Origin of the sequence: Acidovorax sp. SUPP1855 (genome assembly GCF_030158955.1) — a bacterium.
Taxonomy (GTDB): domain Bacteria; phylum Pseudomonadota; class Gammaproteobacteria; order Burkholderiales; family Burkholderiaceae_C; genus Paracidovorax.
This window is the reverse complement of the sequence record NZ_BQXI01000008.1, coordinates 99,644-116,061: the sequence shown is the minus strand read 5'-3', so window position 1 is coordinate 116,061 and position 16,418 is coordinate 99,644. Positions and strand designations below refer to the sequence as shown.

19 protein-coding genes and 1 tRNA gene are annotated in these 16,418 nt (G+C 59.6%); 12 read left to right on the top strand and 8 right to left on the bottom strand.

The annotated features are described in order from the left end of the window. Positions 1-37: 37 nt before the first annotated feature. The 7 genes from hemP to yedA all read right to left on the bottom strand — a co-directional run bounded on the left by hemP (position 38) and on the right by yedA (position 4,230). Positions 38-256, bottom strand: a complete 219-nt coding sequence (gene hemP, locus AVMA1855_RS09390; RefSeq protein WP_092745014.1) for a hemin uptake protein HemP — start codon at positions 254-256, stop codon at positions 38-40. Positions 257-346: 90 nt separating this feature from the next. After that, positions 347-754, bottom strand: a complete 408-nt coding sequence (locus AVMA1855_RS09385; protein WP_272563844.1) for an ExbD/TolR family protein — start codon at positions 752-754, stop codon at positions 347-349. A gap of 5 nt (positions 755-759) precedes the next feature. Continuing rightward, the gene (locus AVMA1855_RS09380) at positions 760-1,476 is read right to left on the bottom strand and encodes a MotA/TolQ/ExbB proton channel family protein (protein WP_284425494.1); all 717 of its coding nucleotides are present in this window, start codon (positions 1,474-1,476) and stop codon (positions 760-762) included. Positions 1,477-1,491: 15 nt separating this feature from the next. Further along, entirely contained in the window at positions 1,492-2,193 is a 702-nt protein-coding gene (locus AVMA1855_RS09375) for an energy transducer TonB (protein WP_284425493.1), read from the bottom strand. 97 nt (positions 2,194-2,290) lie between these two features. Further along, positions 2,291-2,563 carry a (2Fe-2S)-binding protein gene (locus tag AVMA1855_RS09370; protein ID WP_272552300.1) on the bottom strand — a complete coding sequence of 91 codons (273 nt, stop codon included), beginning with the start codon at positions 2,561-2,563 and terminating at the stop codon, positions 2,291-2,293. A gap of 213 nt (positions 2,564-2,776) precedes the next feature. Next, a complete protein-coding gene (locus tag AVMA1855_RS09365) occupies positions 2,777-3,085 on the bottom strand; it encodes an SWIB/MDM2 domain-containing protein (RefSeq protein ID WP_284425492.1) in 309 nt (102 codons plus the stop codon). A gap of 221 nt (positions 3,086-3,306) precedes the next feature. Further along, positions 3,307-4,230 (bottom strand): drug/metabolite exporter YedA, encoded by a 924-nt coding sequence (gene yedA / locus AVMA1855_RS09360; RefSeq protein ID WP_284412509.1) that lies wholly within the window; start codon positions 4,228-4,230, stop codon positions 3,307-3,309. A gap of 93 nt (positions 4,231-4,323) precedes the next feature. Here yedA and AVMA1855_RS09355 point away from each other — a divergent pair, with 93 nt between their 5' ends. After that, the gene (locus AVMA1855_RS09355; RefSeq protein WP_272563841.1) at positions 4,324-4,815 is read left to right on the top strand and encodes an Lrp/AsnC family transcriptional regulator; all 492 of its coding nucleotides are present in this window, start codon (positions 4,324-4,326) and stop codon (positions 4,813-4,815) included. Between the two features lie 21 nt (positions 4,816-4,836). Here the strand turns inward: AVMA1855_RS09355 and AVMA1855_RS09350 are convergent, their stop codons facing one another. Beyond that, positions 4,837-5,817: a DMT family transporter gene (locus AVMA1855_RS09350; protein WP_284425491.1), complete on the bottom strand. Its 981-nt coding sequence runs from the start codon at positions 5,815-5,817 to the stop codon at positions 4,837-4,839. 49 nt (positions 5,818-5,866) lie between these two features. On the opposite strand from AVMA1855_RS09350, the gene AVMA1855_RS09345 reads away from it, so the two are divergent. The 11 genes from AVMA1855_RS09345 to AVMA1855_RS09295 all read left to right on the top strand — a co-directional run bounded on the left by AVMA1855_RS09345 (position 5,867) and on the right by AVMA1855_RS09295 (position 16,168). Then, positions 5,867-6,295, top strand: a complete 429-nt coding sequence (locus AVMA1855_RS09345; RefSeq protein ID WP_284425490.1) for a gamma-glutamylcyclotransferase family protein — start codon at positions 5,867-5,869, stop codon at positions 6,293-6,295. Between the two features lie 249 nt (positions 6,296-6,544). Continuing rightward, a complete protein-coding gene (aceA, locus tag AVMA1855_RS09340) occupies positions 6,545-7,864 on the top strand; it encodes an isocitrate lyase (RefSeq protein WP_284425489.1) in 1,320 nt (439 codons plus the stop codon). A 269-nt stretch (positions 7,865-8,133) separates the two neighbouring features. Then, the gene (thrS, locus tag AVMA1855_RS09335) at positions 8,134-10,053 is read left to right on the top strand and encodes a threonine--tRNA ligase (RefSeq protein ID WP_284425488.1); all 1,920 of its coding nucleotides are present in this window, start codon (positions 8,134-8,136) and stop codon (positions 10,051-10,053) included. 80 nt (positions 10,054-10,133) lie between these two features. Beyond that, complete coding sequence (gene infC, locus AVMA1855_RS09330) at positions 10,134-10,730, top strand: translation initiation factor IF-3 (protein ID WP_284400508.1); 597 nt, start codon at positions 10,134-10,136, stop codon at positions 10,728-10,730. Between the two features lie 187 nt (positions 10,731-10,917). Then, positions 10,918-11,121, top strand: a complete 204-nt coding sequence (gene rpmI, locus AVMA1855_RS09325) for a 50S ribosomal protein L35 (protein ID WP_092745026.1) — start codon at positions 10,918-10,920, stop codon at positions 11,119-11,121. Positions 11,122-11,145: 24 nt separating this feature from the next. Beyond that, positions 11,146-11,508, top strand: a complete 363-nt coding sequence (gene rplT / locus AVMA1855_RS09320; RefSeq protein ID WP_092745027.1) for a 50S ribosomal protein L20 — start codon at positions 11,146-11,148, stop codon at positions 11,506-11,508. Positions 11,509-11,619: 111 nt separating this feature from the next. Then, positions 11,620-12,672: a phenylalanine--tRNA ligase subunit alpha gene (pheS, locus tag AVMA1855_RS09315; protein ID WP_284425487.1), complete on the top strand. Its 1,053-nt coding sequence runs from the start codon at positions 11,620-11,622 to the stop codon at positions 12,670-12,672. A 74-nt stretch (positions 12,673-12,746) separates the two neighbouring features. Further along, positions 12,747-15,188, top strand: coding sequence for a phenylalanine--tRNA ligase subunit beta (gene pheT, locus AVMA1855_RS09310; protein WP_284425486.1), 2,442 nt, complete (start codon positions 12,747-12,749; stop codon positions 15,186-15,188). Continuing rightward, positions 15,188-15,544 carry an integration host factor subunit alpha gene (locus AVMA1855_RS09305; protein ID WP_272563834.1) on the top strand — a complete coding sequence of 119 codons (357 nt, stop codon included), beginning with the start codon at positions 15,188-15,190 and terminating at the stop codon, positions 15,542-15,544. The genes pheT and AVMA1855_RS09305 overlap by 1 nt, the downstream gene beginning before the upstream one ends. 98 nt (positions 15,545-15,642) lie before the next feature. Next, positions 15,643-16,062, top strand: a complete 420-nt coding sequence (locus AVMA1855_RS09300; RefSeq protein WP_284425485.1) for a MerR family transcriptional regulator — start codon at positions 15,643-15,645, stop codon at positions 16,060-16,062. A 29-nt stretch (positions 16,063-16,091) separates the two neighbouring features. After that, positions 16,092-16,168 (top strand) — tRNA-Pro (locus AVMA1855_RS09295). The last annotated feature ends 250 nt before the right edge of the window (positions 16,169-16,418 follow it).

Below are 16,418 nucleotides of genomic sequence, written 5' to 3'. Positions count from 1 at the left end.
GGCACTGAGGTGCCCTGGAGTCGCCCCACGATGAAACCTATTTGGTCAGAATCAGTTTGCCCAGTTTGGTGGCCTGCAGGCGGTAGACCGAACCGTTGTGGCAGATGGCCACGGTCTTCTGGCCTTTGAGCAACTCCCGGCTATCGACAGCCGGTGCGGAGCTTGCCAGGTGCGCGGCGCCGGACGGCTCGCGCTCCTGAAAAACGGCGGAGCCAAAAAAAGACGAAGAAGGCAGGGCGTTGAGACTGGCGTGCATGAGAAATCCTCTGTGCTTTGCGATTGAGTTAATGATAACCATTCTCAATTGTTCGTCAAGTGAAGCGCCTGCCTATCTTGTAAATATTTATCACTGAGGCTCGGTCACGAACCCGATCTTGCGTACACCGGCCCGTTGGGCGGCAGACATGGCCTGGGCCACGCGCTCATAGCGGACTTCCTTATCGCCACGGATGTGCAGATCGGGTTGCGGATCCTTCACCGCTTCGGCTTTCAGGCGGGGTTCGAGTTCGTCGTCGCCAATCGTCAGTTCATTCCAGTGGTATTTGCCATCGGCGGTGACACTGAGACGAATGGTCTCGGGCTTGACGTCTTCGCGCTGATTGGAAGCGCGTGGCAGATCCACTGGCACGGCATGCTTCATCACCGGCACCGTGATGATGAAGATGATGAGCAGCACCAGCATGACGTCCACCAGCGGCGTCATGTTGATTTCGTTCATCACCTCGTCGGAGTCGTCCTGGGTTCCGAAAGACATGGTTTTCAGCCCTTCTTGATCGGCAGCACCTTGGCTTGCTCGCCAGGGGCGCTGACGCGTGCGCCCGTCACGAAGTAGGCGTGCAGGTCATGCGCGAAGCTGTTCAGGTTGTTCAGGATGGACTTGTTTCCCCGCACCAGCGCGTTGTAGCCCAGCACGGCAGGAATCGCCACGACCAGTCCGAGGGCCGTCATGATCAGTGCCTCGCCGATCGGGCCGGCCACCTTGTCGATGGTCGATTGGCCCGAAGTGCCGATCGCCACCAGCGCGTGGTAGATGCCCCAGACGGTGCCGAACAGGCCGATGAACGGGGCGGTCGAGCCGACCGAGGCCAGCACGGCCAGGCCCGATTGCACGCGGGCCGTGAACTCGTCGATGCAGTTGCGAAGGCTGCGCGTAACCCAGTCGCTCACATCCAGGCTGTCATGCAGATGCGCCTTGGTATTGCGGTGGTGCGCGGTGGCTTCGCGCCCTTCCAGGGCCAGATGGCGGAAGGGGTTGGCAGGGTCGTCGCCGAGCTTGCTCAGGCCGGCGGCGAAGTCTTCGCTGTGCCAGAAATCACGTGCGCCACGCGCATGTTTCTTGAAGCGGAAGATGTCCATTGCCTTGATCAGGATGACGATCCAGGAGGCCAGAGACATGCCGAGCAGCAGCACGGCAACAGCGCGGGTGACAAAGTCACCCTGGATCCAAACGTTGGCAATGCCGAAATGCGATTCCATGAAAACTCCTGAAAATTATTCGAGAACAAAATTTACGGGGACCAGGTTCCACATGGTCTCGGGCTCGCCGTTGCGTTTGCCCGGCACGAAGCGCCAGCGCATCACGGCGTCCTGGGCCTGGCGATCCAGCCGATCGAAGCCGCTGGACTTGTTGATCTCCACCTTCTGCGGAAGCCCGTCCGTGCCGATGAGCACGCGCAGCACGACCTTGCCTTGTTCACCCAGCCGCTTGCTGATGGCGGGGTAGGTCGGCCTGGGGTTGTTCAGGTAGGCCGCATCGCTGGAAGGCAATTCGATCTTCGGAGGCGCTGGCGGCGCTGGAGGAGCGGGCGGCGGCGCAGGGGGCGCCATCGGTGCTGCGATGGGCGGTGCAGGCGGTTGGGGTTCTGTGATCCCGGTGGGCGCATTGGGCGCGGGCGTGCGGTCGGGAATGGCCACCGGCATGGGCGCCGGACGGGGGGCGGGCGCTTTGGGGGCCGGTTTCGGCGGAGGCGGTGGCGCTGGCTTGGGGGGCGGTGGAACGGGCGGGGCAAGGGGCGCTGGCGGCGTGATGAACTCGCTCAGCACTTCGGCAGGCACGATGACCTCTGCGGCCTTGCGCAGCAGGCCCGACTGCAGTGCCCACAATCCGGCCACATGCAACAGCACGACGGAACCTGCGATCACGGCGTTGCGGCTCACACCCCGTGAGGAGCCATATCGATCAAATTGGGACATAAAAATGATAGCTGCCAACGCCCACAGGACAAGCGCCAGAGGCCTAGAAGGCCAAGTTACTTACGGAAGATCCACCACACGGAGCCGATGACGAGAATCAGGCTGCCTGCGAGGGTTGAGAGCAGTTCCATGCTTTGCTTTCCAAGATGGAGTTGGCAAGCTGGATCGTCTGCGAGGCGATCTCTTTGTGCAGCGCGGCGACCGGATGCGAAACGCTGCATTGGGCCACGACATCCCGTGCGCAGCTTTCGCAACGGCCGCATTGGGTGGCCACGCCCAGCTCGAACTGGATCTCGTCGAAACTCATGCCAGCATGTGCATGGCGTGCAATTTCGCGGTCAGAAACCCGGCGGCAGACACAAACGATCATGGTGCAGGCAGTGTTGGCTGGCTGTTGACAATGGGGTATTATAAATGCGAATTCATCGCATTTGCAATCCTTTGGTTTCTTGCTTGTTGAAAAGCAGTGGATTGACACACCGGCCGCGCATGGGTTCCCGGTGGTGCAGGCGAAAAAAAGCCGGCAGTGGTGCCGGCTTTGTTTTTCATTCGCCGCCTGCTGAACGTGCAGACGATGGAATGCTTACTTCACGTGCTTGCCGATCAGGCCAGCCATTTCGAACATGGAAACCTGGGGCTTGCCGAACACTTCCTTGAGCTTGGCGTCGGCATTGATCATGCGCTTGTTGCTGGCGTCTTGCAGGTCGTTGGCCTTGATGTAGACCCACAGCTTGCTGATGATCTCGGTACGGGGCAAGGGCGTGGAGCCCACGACGGCAGCCAGGGCAGGGCTGGGCGTAAGGGCTTTCATGAAAGCGGCGTTCGGGGTGCGCTTCTTCGCGGGGGCTCCGGCCTTGGCTTCGGAGGCCGGCGCTTTCTTTGCAGTTGCCATGTTGGGTTTTCCTTGTTGGAAGTGAAATATCGTCACCAGCGAAAACCTGCTTCTCCACTGGCCCGCAGATGCTACTGGGAAAAAACGCGTTTCCAAGCGAGGCATGGCTTTTTTTGCCTCCATTTGTTGCTTGGGTACCGCGCAAGCGCCACGGTGCTGGCGCCCGTCATGGCCACTGCAATGGGATGCGCATGCTCTCCGGTGGCGCATCGGCAGCGATCTCATCGCGATCGACGCGAAACGAAAATGGCCACGACCGCGGACAGGATCAACGCGCAGGCGACCCATTCGCCGGCGGTCAGGTGCTCGCCAGCGATGGCGCTGCCGAGCAGCAAGGCGATGAGCGGGTTGACGAAGGCATAACTCGATGCCAGTGCCGGCGTCGCGTGGCGCAACAGATAAAGGTAGGCGCTGAATCCCACCAGCGAGCCCAGCGTCACCAGGTAGAGCCATGCCAGCACGGCTTCGGGTCGCGGCGGCCACGCAGGCTGCTCGCCCAGCGCCAGGGACACGGCCATCAGCACGGCGCCTCCGCACAGCATCTCGCTGGCGAAACCACTGGCCCCGTCGGCCAGCGGGAAGCGCGTGGTGGACAGCACAGATCCCAGAGACCACGACAAGGTCGCCGCGAGGATGCAGACCATGCTGATAGGGGATGCAGAAAAGCTGGCGCCTTGCATCAGTACCAAAACACCCAGGGCGCCCAGCAGCATGCCCATCGTCTCGCCGCGTGTCGGCCGCCTTCCCCACAAGAGCCCCCATGCGGCGATCATCATCGGCACCACGGCCACGCAGGCCGCGATGAGGCCGGAGCCGACGTGTACGCTGGCGGTGGCCGTCAGCCCCATCCCGCCGCCCAACATCAGCGCACCGACGATGAGCGCATGGAGCCATTGCCGCTTCGTCGGGAACTTCGGTGGGTTGCCGCTTTGGGGCTTGCGCCATGCCACCCATGCCATCAGCAGTGCACCTGCAGCGAGAAAGCGGGTTCCCATCTGGAAGAACGGTGGAAAGCTTTTGAGAGCCACCTGGATGGCGAGATAGGTGGAGCCCCAGATGAGATAGCAGGCCAAAAGGGCCAGGAGCAGCACCGTGGGGAGGCCGCGTGCAGCGGGGCTGGCTGGGGATGTGGAAAGTGAAGTCATGCTGCAGATGCTATGCAGGCTGGGCGTGCTCTTCCATGGCATTTGCAAGGCTGCAGATATGGATCACCTTTGTTTCAATGGTTAAATAATGCCATGACCGAAGTTTCTCAACTAGATGCCCATGACGGCAGAATTTTGGCCGAATTGCAGCAGGATGCGCGCATTTCGATGGCAGAACTGGGCCGGCGGGTGCATCTCAGTCAGCCCGCGGTGACCGAGCGGGTTCGCAAACTGGAAGCTTCGGGCGTGATCCGGGGCTATGGCGTTCGTCTGGATTACGCCCGCCTGGGCTATGGCATTCGCGCCATCATCCGCGTGGGACGGGCGGAATATGCCCGGGTGGTTCGACTGATCGAAGAAACGCCCGAGGTCTTGAATGCCTACAACGTCACGGGGGAAGACAGTTGGGTCCTTGAAATCGCAGTGATCGATGTCAGCCATCTGGATGCCGTGGTGACGGGGTTCTGCCTATTGGCGGAAACCTCCACGTGCATCGTGCTCAACGCCCCTCGCGAGCATGCGCAGGTGTTGCCGGCGCGGCGCGACAGCATCAAGCCCCCCATCCGCAAAGTGACGGGGCGTTAGCCCCTGGAGCAGAAGGCGGCATCAATGCCGATGCGATTGCGAGTGCATCGCTTCGCCATCTGCTTTTTGGGGCTGGCGGCGCGTACCGTTTTTTTCGGGCAGCGTGGCCAGGACGACGCTGGCGATCGCAATGCCAAATGCGAGCAGTTGAACCGCGGCAAGGCGCTCTCCGAGCACCAGCACCCCCACCAACGCCGCGCTGATGGGCAACATCACGGTAAAAACGCCGCCTTGTGCGGCAGGCACCGCCTTGAGCCCCGTCATCCACAGCCACACGGTCCACATGCTCGCGGCCAGCGCGTAGAAGACGAGCAGCGTCCACAGCCCGGGCGTCATCGTGGAAAAGTCAAAATGCCATGCTGCGTACAGCCCCATGGGGGTGGCCAGCGCGAATCCCCACAGGTTGATCAACGAAGTGATTCGGCGCGGCCCCAGCGTGCCGGTGAGTTTCTTGCCGATGACCGAATAGGCCACCTCGCACAGAACGGCACCCAGCAAGAGCAATTGCCCAAGCCAAACCAGATTAGGAGCATTTTCGCCCTCATGCCGGGAATTTAATTGGGTGTGATGCTCTGAATTTGATAGCGAAAAGAGCGCGATGCCGACGACGGCGCACCCGACCGCGATCCAGGTCCGTGCAGAAACCTTTTCCTTCAGGAAGAACCAGCTCATCACCGCCACTGCGGCAGGTATTCCTGCCATCGTCACCCCAGCCGATACGGCGCTGGTGAGACTCACGCCCGAGATCATGCAAAGGGTGAAGAGGAAGTTGCCCAGAAAGGACTCGAGAAAGAGCAGGCGCCGGACTTGCGGTGTCATCGGGCCTTCATCCGCCGGTTTCTTGAGCCAGTGGAGCATTCCCAATCCCCCAATGCCGAACCGCATCCAGGCCAGCAGGAAGACCGGCAGCGCGGCCGCCAGTGGCTTGGACAAGGCGACATAGCTGCCCACGAGCGACATGCTCAATGCAAGGCAGAGATAGGCGATGGGGCGGCTTGGCATGTTCGGGTGTTGGCTAGACTTTGCGGGTAGTACCCTGGAGCGCGCCATCATGCCCGACGAAATCCTTCATCCCTTTTCACGCTGCGTTTTTGTCTATGGCACCTTGCGCCGCGGCGGCAGCAATGACATCACCCGGCTGACGCCCCGCGCGGCCTTTCTGGGGGAGGCCATCGTCTGCGGAACGCTTTACGACCTAGGTGCCTATCCCGGCATTGCGCTGCATTTGGCAGACGCGTCGGAGCAGGGTGATTTTTCGGTGCACGGGGAGGTGTATGCGATTTCGCCCGAACTGGAGACCCGGCTGGACGAAATCGAGGGGCTGCTGCCCGAGCCCAATGGCGAGTACGAGAAACGGGAGATTTCGGTGTCCGTGGGGGGGCAGCAGCTGGAGTGCCTTGTGTATGAAATCAACTCCGCATACTTGCAGAACGCAACGCGGATCGTGCATGGCGACTGGATGAGTGGTCGACGGCCGTGATTTTTTGCATCGCAGAATTTGCTTTTCATATTGCAAAATTGCACGATGTTGCGCTGCGGAAAAATTTCTTGATATGAGAAATTAAATTTCACCAAAAGAAATCGTTTGGGTAACTCATTGATTTAGAAAGATAAATTTTATCTCTTATATAAGACATAAGAGCTTGATCAAGTCTTGTACAAGACTTAAAGTGATCTCCAAGGGCGGCCTCTTGCAGCCCGGCTTATCAACCAACCCACGGAGTGACTCATGCCGCAATCCTTCAATGAACAGCTCAGCCGCGAACAGCAAATTGCCGCCCTTGAAAAAGACTGGGCACAGAACCCGCGTTGGAAGGGCATCAAGCGCGGCTACAGCGCTGCGGATGTCGTGCGTCTTCGGGGCTCCTTCCAGGTGGAACACACGCTGGCGCGGCGCGGCGCCGAAAAACTGTGGGGGTTGGTCAACAACGAGCCTTATGTGAACTGCCTGGGCGCACTCACGGGAGGCCAGGCCATGCAGCAAGTCAAGGCCGGCATCAAGGCGATTTACCTGTCGGGCTGGCAGGTCGCGGCGGACAACAATGAATATGCGGCGATGTACCCCGACCAGTCGCTGTATCCCGTCGATTCGGTGCCGAAGGTGGTGGAGCGCATCAACAACGCTTTCACTCGCGCCGATGAAATTCAATGGTCCAAAGGGGCCAATCCTGGCGAAGCAGGCTTTGTCGACTATTACGCGCCCATCGTGGCCGACGCGGAGGCTGGCTTCGGTGGCGTGCTGAACGCCTACGAGTTGATGAAGGCCATGATCCGCGCGGGGGCCGGCGGCGTGCATTTCGAAGACCAGTTGGCGTCTGTGAAGAAGTGTGGCCACATGGGCGGCAAGGTGCTGGTTCCCACCCAGGAGGCGGTGCAGAAGTTGATCGCCGCACGCATGGCTGCAGACGTCTACGGCGTGCCGACCCTGGTGATCGCCCGGACCGATGCGGAAGCCGCCGACCTGATCACCAGCGATTACGACGCCAATGACAAGCCGTTCCTGACGGGTGAGCGCACGGCCGAAGGTTTCTACAAGACCAAGAAGGGCTTGGATCAGGCCATCAGCCGCGCCGTTGCATACGCGGATTACGCGGATCTGGTGTGGTGCGAGACAGGCACGCCGGACCTGGAGTTCGCAAAGAAGTTTGCGGATGCCGTGCATGCCAAGCACCCCGGCAAGCTGCTGGCGTACAACTGCTCGCCATCATTCAACTGGAAGAAGAACCTCGACGATGCCACCATCGCCAAGTTCCAGCGCGAGTTGGGCGCCATGGGCTACAAGTACCAGTTCATCACGCTGGCCGGCATCCACAGCATGTGGTTCAACATGTTCGATCTGGCGCAGGATTATGTGAAGCGCGGTATGTCGGCCTATGTCGAGAAAGTGCAGGAGCCTGAATTCGCAGCACGCGAGCGTGGCTACACCTTCGTCTCGCACCAGCAAGAAGTGGGCACCGGTTATTTCGACGATGTGACCACGGTGATCCAGGGCGGCAAATCCAGCGTGACGGCACTTACGGGTTCGACCGAAGAAGAGCAGTTCCACTGACCTTGCGCTGTCGATGGGCCTGGGGCTTCGAGGCCCCAGGCTTTTTCCATTGGGGGCAGGTTAGAATCCCGCGACCATCCCATCAGCACAAGAGCGAGAAAGGCACATCTGGTTATGACACCGCGAACTACAACGGAGATGTTGACCGGCCTTTAAGGCTGCCTGTTCGCGCCTGCACAGATTTGCACTCTTCTTCCAAAAGCGCGGACTTCGTTCCGCGCTTTTTGCTTTGTGGCAACGCGCGCCACCCCCTCGACAAGGATTCTTCAATGATTCAGATCACGCTCCCCGACAATTCCCAACGCGAATATCCTGGCCCGGTGACGGTGGCAGAGGTGGCCCAGTCCATCGGTCCAGGGCTGGCCAAGATGACGGTGGCAGGCAAAGTGGATGGGCGCCTGGTGGATGCCAGCGATGTGATCGACCACGATGCCCGCCTGCAAATCATCACGCCGCGCGATGAGGAAGGCGTGGAGATCATCCGCCACTCCTGCGCTCACTTGGTCGGCCACGCCGTGAAGCAACTCTATCCGACGGCCCGGATGGTCATCGGCCCCGTCATCGACGAAGGCTTTTACTACGACATCGCCTATGAGCGGCCTTTCACGCCCGACGACATCGCTGCCATCGAGCAGCGCATGAAGGAGCTGATTGCGCAGGACTACGACGTGATCAAGAAGATGACCCCGCGGGACGAGGTGATCGAGGTGTTCAAGGCGCGTGGGGAAGACTACAAGCTGCGCCTTGTGGAGGATATGCCCGAAGAGAAAGCAATGGGCCTGTACTACCACCAGGAGTACGTGGACATGTGCCGTGGCCCCCACGTACCCAACACGCGATTCCTGAAAGTCTTCAAGCTGACCCGGGTGTCCGGTGCGTACTGGCGTGGCGATGCCAAGAACGAGCAATTGCAACGCGTCTACGGTACCGCGTGGGCCGACAAGAAAGACTTGGACGCGTACGTCAAGCGCATCGAAGAGGCCGAAAAGCGCGATCACCGTCGCCTCGGCAGAGAGCTGGACCTGTTCCACATCGACGAGCACTCGCCCGGTACCGTTTTCTGGCACCCCAAAGGGTGGACGATCTGGCAGGGCGTCGAACAGTACATGCGTCAGGTGTATCGCGACAACGGCTACCAAGAGGTGAAAGGCCCGCAAATCCTGGACAAGCACCTGTGGGAAAAAACGGGGCACTGGGACAAGTACCGCGAGAACATGTTCACGACGGAGAGCGAAAAGCACGACTATGCGCTCAAGCCGATGAACTGCCCCGGGCACATCCTGATCTTCAACCAAGGCGTGAAGAGCTATCGCGATCTGCCTTTGCGCTTCGGCGAGTTCGGTCAGTGCCATCGCAATGAGCCGACGGGCGGCCTGCATGGAATCATGCGGGTGCGTGCGTTCACCCAGGACGACGGACACATCTTCTGCACCGAAGAGCAGATCCAGCAGGAATGCATCAACTTCACGACGCTGCTGCAAAAGGTCTATAAAGACTTCGGCTTCACGGACATCATCTACAAAGTCGCCACCCGGCCTGAAAAGCGCATCGGCTCCGAAGAAAGCTGGGACAAGGCAGAGAATGCATTGATTGAAAGCCTGAAAGCCTCTGGCTGCGACTACCAAATCGCCGTCGGTGACGGCGCTTTCTACGGCCCCAAGCTGGAATACACGCTGCGCGATGCCATTGGCCGTCACTGGCAATGCGGCACCATTCAGGTCGATCCTTCCATGCCTGAGCGGCTGGGTGCCGAGTACGTTGGGGAAGATGGTGCCCGCCATCGCCCCATCGTTCTTCACCGTGCCATCGTTGGCAGCCTGGAGCGTTTCATCGGAATTCTGATCGAACAGCACGCAGGCGCGTTGCCGGTCTGGTTGGCGCCAGTGCAGGTGGCCGTGCTGAACATCACGGGTGCACAGGACGATTACTGTCGTGAAATCGCCGCAAAGCTTCAAAAAGCACTGCCGAATCAAGACCTTAGGGTGGCGCTTGACCTGCGTAACGAAAAGATTACGTATAAAATACGAGAGCATTCGTTGCAAAAGCTGCCTTACATCATCGTCGCCGGTGAGAAAGAAAAGGCAGCAGGAGCTGTCGCAGTGCGCGCCCGGGGCAATCGAGACCTCGGTGTGATGTCCCTCGACGCGTTCGTAGCGCTGATCGCCCAGGACATCGCTTCTAAAGCTTGATTTGATGTCAAACTTGGCTTTAGCCCGCGTGAGCTGTGCGGTACTCGCTACGTTATTCGTAGCATTTTGATTGAAGGAAAATAGCCATCGCTACTGAATTTCGTGATCGTCGCCAGCGCGAAGAGCGCAAGCACCGCCTGAACCGTGAAATCATGGCCCCTGAGGTTCGCCTCTCCGGCCCTGAGAACGAGCCGCTCGGGGTCGTGAGCCTCATGGAAGCCCTCCGCATGGCGGGCGAGCTGGATGTGGACTTGGTGGAGATTGCCGCCACGGCCAACCCTCCCGTGTGTCGCCTGATGGACTATGGCAAGTTCAAGTATCAGGAGCAAAAACGCGCGGCAGAGGCCAAGGCCAAGCAGACGGTCATCGAGATCAAGGAAATCAAATTCCGTCCCGGTACGGATGATGGTGACTACAACATCAAAATGCGCAACATTCGCCGCTTCCTGGCGGAGGGTGACAAATGCAAGATCACCCTGCGCTTTCGCGGCCGGGAAATCACCCATCAGGAATTGGGCTTGGCCTTGCTCAATCGCATTCGCGATGATTTGGGCGACACCATCCTGATCGAGCAGTTTCCCAAGCTCGAAGGCCGGCAAATGATCATGATGATCGCGCCCGGCAAGAAGAAGCCCGCTGGCAAACCTGCAGCGGAAGGCGCCACCACCGCTGCTTGATGTGGCCGGTGAGCCAAGTGGTTAAGTGAATTGACCGGGTCAGCCTCAAGGCTGGCTTGGGCATAGGGGCCGTGAAAGCGGCACCGAACGGCAGGCCAAAGCTTGCCATCAAAAAGTGACTCGGGGCCAACAAGGTTGCGGATCGGTTCGCAAACGCCTCTCGAGCACAAACAAAAGGAGCATTCACATGCCCAAAATGAAGACCAAGAGCAGCGCGAAAAAGCGTTTCCGCGTTCGTCCCGGTGGCACCGTCAAGCGCGGTCAAGCCTTCAAGCGTCACATCTTGACGAAGAAGACCACCAAGAATAAGCGCCATCTGCGTGGTGCAGTTTCTGTGCATGAGACCAATATGGGCTCCATTGCGCAAATGCTGCCTGGTGCTGGCCTTTAACAACGACGAACAAGGAGTACTCACATGCCTCGCGTCAAACGTGGTGTAACGGCCCGTGCCCGTCACAAGAAAGTTCTGGCCCTTGCTAAGGGTTTCCGTGGTCGCCGCGGTAATGTTTTCCGTATCGCCAAACAGGCGGTAATGAAGGCTGGGCAGTATGCCTACCGTGACCGCCGCACCAAGAAGCGCGTGTTCCGCCAACTGTGGATCGCCCGTATCAACGCCGCTTCGCGCGAATTGGGCCTGACCTACAGCCAATTCACGAACGGCCTGAAGAAGGCTGCCATTGAGATCGACCGCAAGATGCTGGCCGACCTCGCGGTGCACGACAAGGCTGCTTTCGGCAGCATCGTGGAGCAAGTCAAGGCCAAGCTGGCTGCTGCTTGAGTTCACGACTGGTAGCTATCTTATTGATAGCTGCTTGCGCAATAAACGCAAGGGCTAGGGCTTGAAAAGGCACTAGCCCTTGTTCATTTCCAAGAGACGATGAGAGCTGGTATGAACGAGTTGGACTCCCTGGTCGAAAGCGCGCGGAACCTGTTCGCGCAAGCCGTCACCCCTGCCGATCTGGAAAATGCCAAGGCGCAGTTCCTGGGCAAGTCGGGGCGAGTGACCGAGCTCATGAAGGGCATGGCCCAGCTGTCCGTTGAGGAAAAGAAATCTCGCGGTGCCGCCATCAATGTCGCCAAGCAGGCCATTGAAGCATCCCTGAACGCAAGCCGAAAAGCGTTGGCGGATGCCGAACTGGAAGCACAACTGCAGGCGGAATCGTTGGATGTCACCTTGCCTGGGCGCCAACGGGGGCAAGGTGGACTGCATCCCGTGTCCTTGACCCTGGAGCGCATCGAGGGCATTTTCGGCTCGATGGGTTTTGACGTGGCCGAGGGGCCCGAGATTGAATCCGACTGGTTCAATTTCACGGCGTTGAATACGCCTGAAGACCATCCGGCGCGCTCCATGCACGACACGTTCTATGTCGAGGGCGGCACGGCCACCGCTCCGAACCTGTTGCGCACGCATACCAGCCCCATGCAGATCCGCCATGCCGTTCAGCATGTCAAAAAACACCGCGCTTTGATCGACTCGGGCCAGGCCATGCCGGAGATTCGCGTCATTGCTCCGGGCCGTACGTACCGCGTGGACAGCGATGCCACGCACTCACCCATGTTCCATCAGTGCGAAGGCCTGTGGATCGGCGAGAACGTGAGCTTCAAGGATCTGAAGGTCGTCTTCACCGACTTCTGCCGTACTTTCTTTGAAAGCGATGATTTGGTCTTGCGCTTTCGGCCCAGCTTTTTCCCTTTCACCGAGCCCAGTGCCGAAATAGACATCCAGTTCCAGACGGGCCCTTTGGCCAGACGCTGGCTCGAAGTGGCGGGCTCCGGGCAGGTGCATCCGAACGTCGTGCGAAACATGGGCCTCGATCCAGAAAAATACATCGGCTTTGCGTTCGGCATGGGTCCTGACCGGCTGACGATGCTGCGCTATGGGGTCAATGATTTGCGCCTCTTCTTTGATGGCGACATTCGTTTTCTTTCGCAGTTCCAGTAAACCGCACGCCGCATTCCATACAGGCGGCCCACCTAACGAGGGCTGCTGCGCTTAAGAATCACTGAAGACTGAATATGCAATTTCCAGAATCCTGGCTGCGCGAGTTCTGCAATCCTCCACTTTCGACCACAGAATTGGCCGAGACACTGACCATGGCAGGGCTCGAAGTGGAAGAGCTGCAGCCTGTGGCGCCTCCTTTCACGAAGATCGTGGTGGGAGAAATCAAGGAGGCGGTGCAGCATCCAAATGCTGATCGCCTGCGCGTTTGCCAGGTCGATACGGCGCAGGGTGCTTTGCTCAACATCGTTTGTGGTGCGCCCAATGCACGCGTCGGTATCAAAGTGCCTTGCGCGCTTGTCGGTGCGGAGTTGCCTCCCGGGGAGGATGGCAAACCGTTCTTGATCAAGGTGGGCAAGCTTCGCGGTGTGGAAAGCCAGGGCATGCTGTGCTCTGCCAGGGAGTTGAAGCTCTCGGAAGACCATGGAGGCCTTTTGGAACTGGCGGCCGATGCTCCGCTCGGGCAGGACATTCGGACTCATCTGAACCTGGACGACACGCTGTTCACCCTCAAGCTCACGCCCAATCTGGCACATGCCTTGAGCGTTTACGGCATCGCGCGTGAAGTCTCTGCCCTGACTGGAGCGCCGCTGAAGCCGCTGCAGTTTCCGGCGGTACCGGTGGGTCATGGCGACGTTTTGCCAGTCAAGATCAGCGCCTCGGATCTGTGTGGGCGATTCTCGGGACGTATCGTTCGCAACATCAACACGCAGGCTGCGACTCCGCAGTGGATGCTGGACCGGCTTGCACGTTGCGGGCAGCGAAGCGTCTCCCCGTTGGTCGATATTTCCAACTATGTGATGTTCGAGCTGGGTCGCCCCTCGCACATTTTCGATCTGGACAAAATTCACGGCGCCCTGGATGTGCGTTGGGCGCGTGCGGGCGAAGAGCTCAAATTGCTGAATGGCAACACCGTCGCCCTCGACGAAAAGGTGGGCGTCATTGCGGATGCAAGCCAGGTCGAATCGCTGGCGGGCATCATGGGGGGCGATGCGACGGCCGTGTCGAACGACACCCGCCATATCTACATCGAAGCGGCTTTCTGGTGGCCCAAGGCCGTGGCTGGCCGCTCGCGCCGCTATAACTTCTCGACCGATGCCGGACATCGTTTCGAACGTGGCGTGGATCCGAGCCAGACCGTGGAACACATTGAGCGCATAACGCAGTTGGTGATCGACATCTGCGGCACGCCTGAAACCGTTTGCGGGCCGATGGACGACCAGTGTCCGAACTTGCCTGAAGCCAAGCCCGTCACGCTCCGCGTTGCCAGAGCCGTCAAGGTGATCGGCATGCCATTGACGCAAGAGCAGTGTGCCGATGCGCTGAAGCGCCTGGGACTGCCAGTGACCTCTGGCGAGGGCACGTTGACGGTGCTGCCGCCTGCCTATCGGTTCGATCTCGCGATCGAGGAAGATCTCATCGAAGAAGTGGCTCGCATGGTGGGCTACCAGCAATTGCCTACCACGCCTCCATTGGCGCCCATCACGCCCAAGCTGCGGGCCGAAAAGCGTCGGGGGCCTTTTGCCGTGCGTCGTGCACTGGCGGGGCTTGGATACCAGGAAACCATCAACTTCAGCTTCGTGGAGGAGCATTGGGAGCACGAGCTGGCGGGCAATCCACAGCCCATCCGTTTGTTGAACCCCATTGCCAGCCAGATGAGCGTAATGCGCTCGTCGCTGTTGGGCTCCTTGCTGCAGGTCTTGAAGTTCAACCTGGATCGCAAGGCGTCGCGCGTGCGGGTTTTCGAGTTGGGCCGGGTCTTTCTGCGCGATGCGTCCGTTGTGGGGTCTGATACCACGGTAGAAGGTTTTCATCAGCCCATGCGCGTGGCTGGTCTCGCGTACGGCGCAGCCGACCTTCTTCAGTGGGGCCGCAGAGAGCAGGGCGTGGATTTCTTCGATGCCAAAGGCGATGTCGAGGCGCTGCTTGCTCCCCTGAAGCCCGTTTTCGAGCCTGCAACGCACCCGGCCATGCACCCTGGCCGGTGTGCCCGCGTGCTGTTGGATGGCCAGGCCATTGGGTTCATCGGGGAGTTGCACCCTCGGTGGCGCCAGTCCTGGGAGCTTCCCCAAGCCCCAGTCATGTTCGAACTGGAACTCGATACGGTCATGCAGCGGCAGGTCCCTCGTTTTCATGCAGTGGCCAAGCACCAGGCTGTGGAGCGGGATTTGGCCGTGGTGGTTGCCGAGCGGATCACGCACGCCGATGTGATGGCAGCCATTCAGGCTGCCGTGCCTCCTACACGGCTTCGCGCGGCGGTGCTGTTTGATGTGTTCCGGCCCAAGCCTTTGCGTGATGGCGAAGCCGCTGTTGGTGGTCTTGCCAGCGGTGAAAAGAGCTTGGCCGTGCGCCTGACGCTGGGGGCTGATGGCGCCACGCTGACGGATGCTGAAATCGAAGCGACGATTCAGTCGGTGGTCGAACAACTGTCGAGCCGTACCGGTGCGAGGTTGCGGTGATGACGATGCTGAACGGGAGCGCTGACGTGATGGAATTTGCGGTAGAAAGCCTGGAAACCCCTGCGTTGACGAAGGCGCAGCTGGCGGACCTTCTGTTCGATCACATTGGTCTGAATAAACGCGAATCGAAAGACATGATCGATGCTTTTTTCGATCTGATTGCGCAGCGCTTGGTGGACGGTCAAGACGTGAAGCTGTCGGGCTTCGGTAACTTTCAGATCCGTACCAAAGCCCCGAGGCCGGGGCGAAATCCCCGCACGGGCGAGGCGATTCCGATTCAAGCTCGCCGTGTCGTGACTTTCCATGCCAGCAGCAAGCTCAAGGAGCAGATCCAGAACGCGGGCGCTGCTGGCTGAAGCGCTGTCTCTTTCCCGCCTGCCATTGAACGGAAGTGGCTGGCGCCTTTGTTCCGGCTGCAGTACGCTGCTTGTTTATTCGCTAGAAACCGCGTCCCATGGGCACACCGCTTCCTCCCATCCCGGCCAAACGGTATTTCACCATTGGAGAGGTGGCCGCGCTCTGTGGCGTCAAACCGCACGTACTGCGCTATTGGGAGCAGGAGTTCACGCAGCTTCGGCCTATGAAGCGCAGGGGAAACCGCCGCTATTACCAGCACCACGAGGTGCTCATGATCCGTCGCATCCGGGATCTGCTGTACGAGCAAGGCTTCACGATCAGCGGCGCGCGCAATCGCCTTCAGGAGGTCGACTCCCTGCCGCCGGAAATGGATGGCAACTCCTCTTTTGCCCTGCAGGCAGCACATGGGACCGACTTGTCGAGCCCGACAACAGCGTTGCCCTCGATTGCCCTCCTGGATGCTCAGGTCCTGCGGCGGGAATTATTTGAAATTCGTGCGCTGCTTTCCTTGAACTGAGTTTTTTGTGCATATAATCTAAGTCTTGTCGGCGTGTAGCGCAGCCTGGTAGCGCACTTGCATGGGGTGCAAGGGGTCGCGAGTTCGAATCCCGCCACGCCGACCATTTATAAAAAATCAACGGGCTATCGCCAAAAGCGGTAGCCCGTTTTTTCTTTGTCTTACCGCATTCTCTTGCCCTCTGGGCTTTGCGGTTCCCACAGTGCAGGGTCGATTTCTCCATTCCTCCCTGCACCCGCATTGATCGTTGCTCGGTCAGTCGGCATCAAGGCGATCTACGACCCCGTGCTCGCTAGAGGCGCTCCAGATAAACCGGGACCCGGCTTTGGCCCGCTTGCCTGCGCTTGTGAGGGATT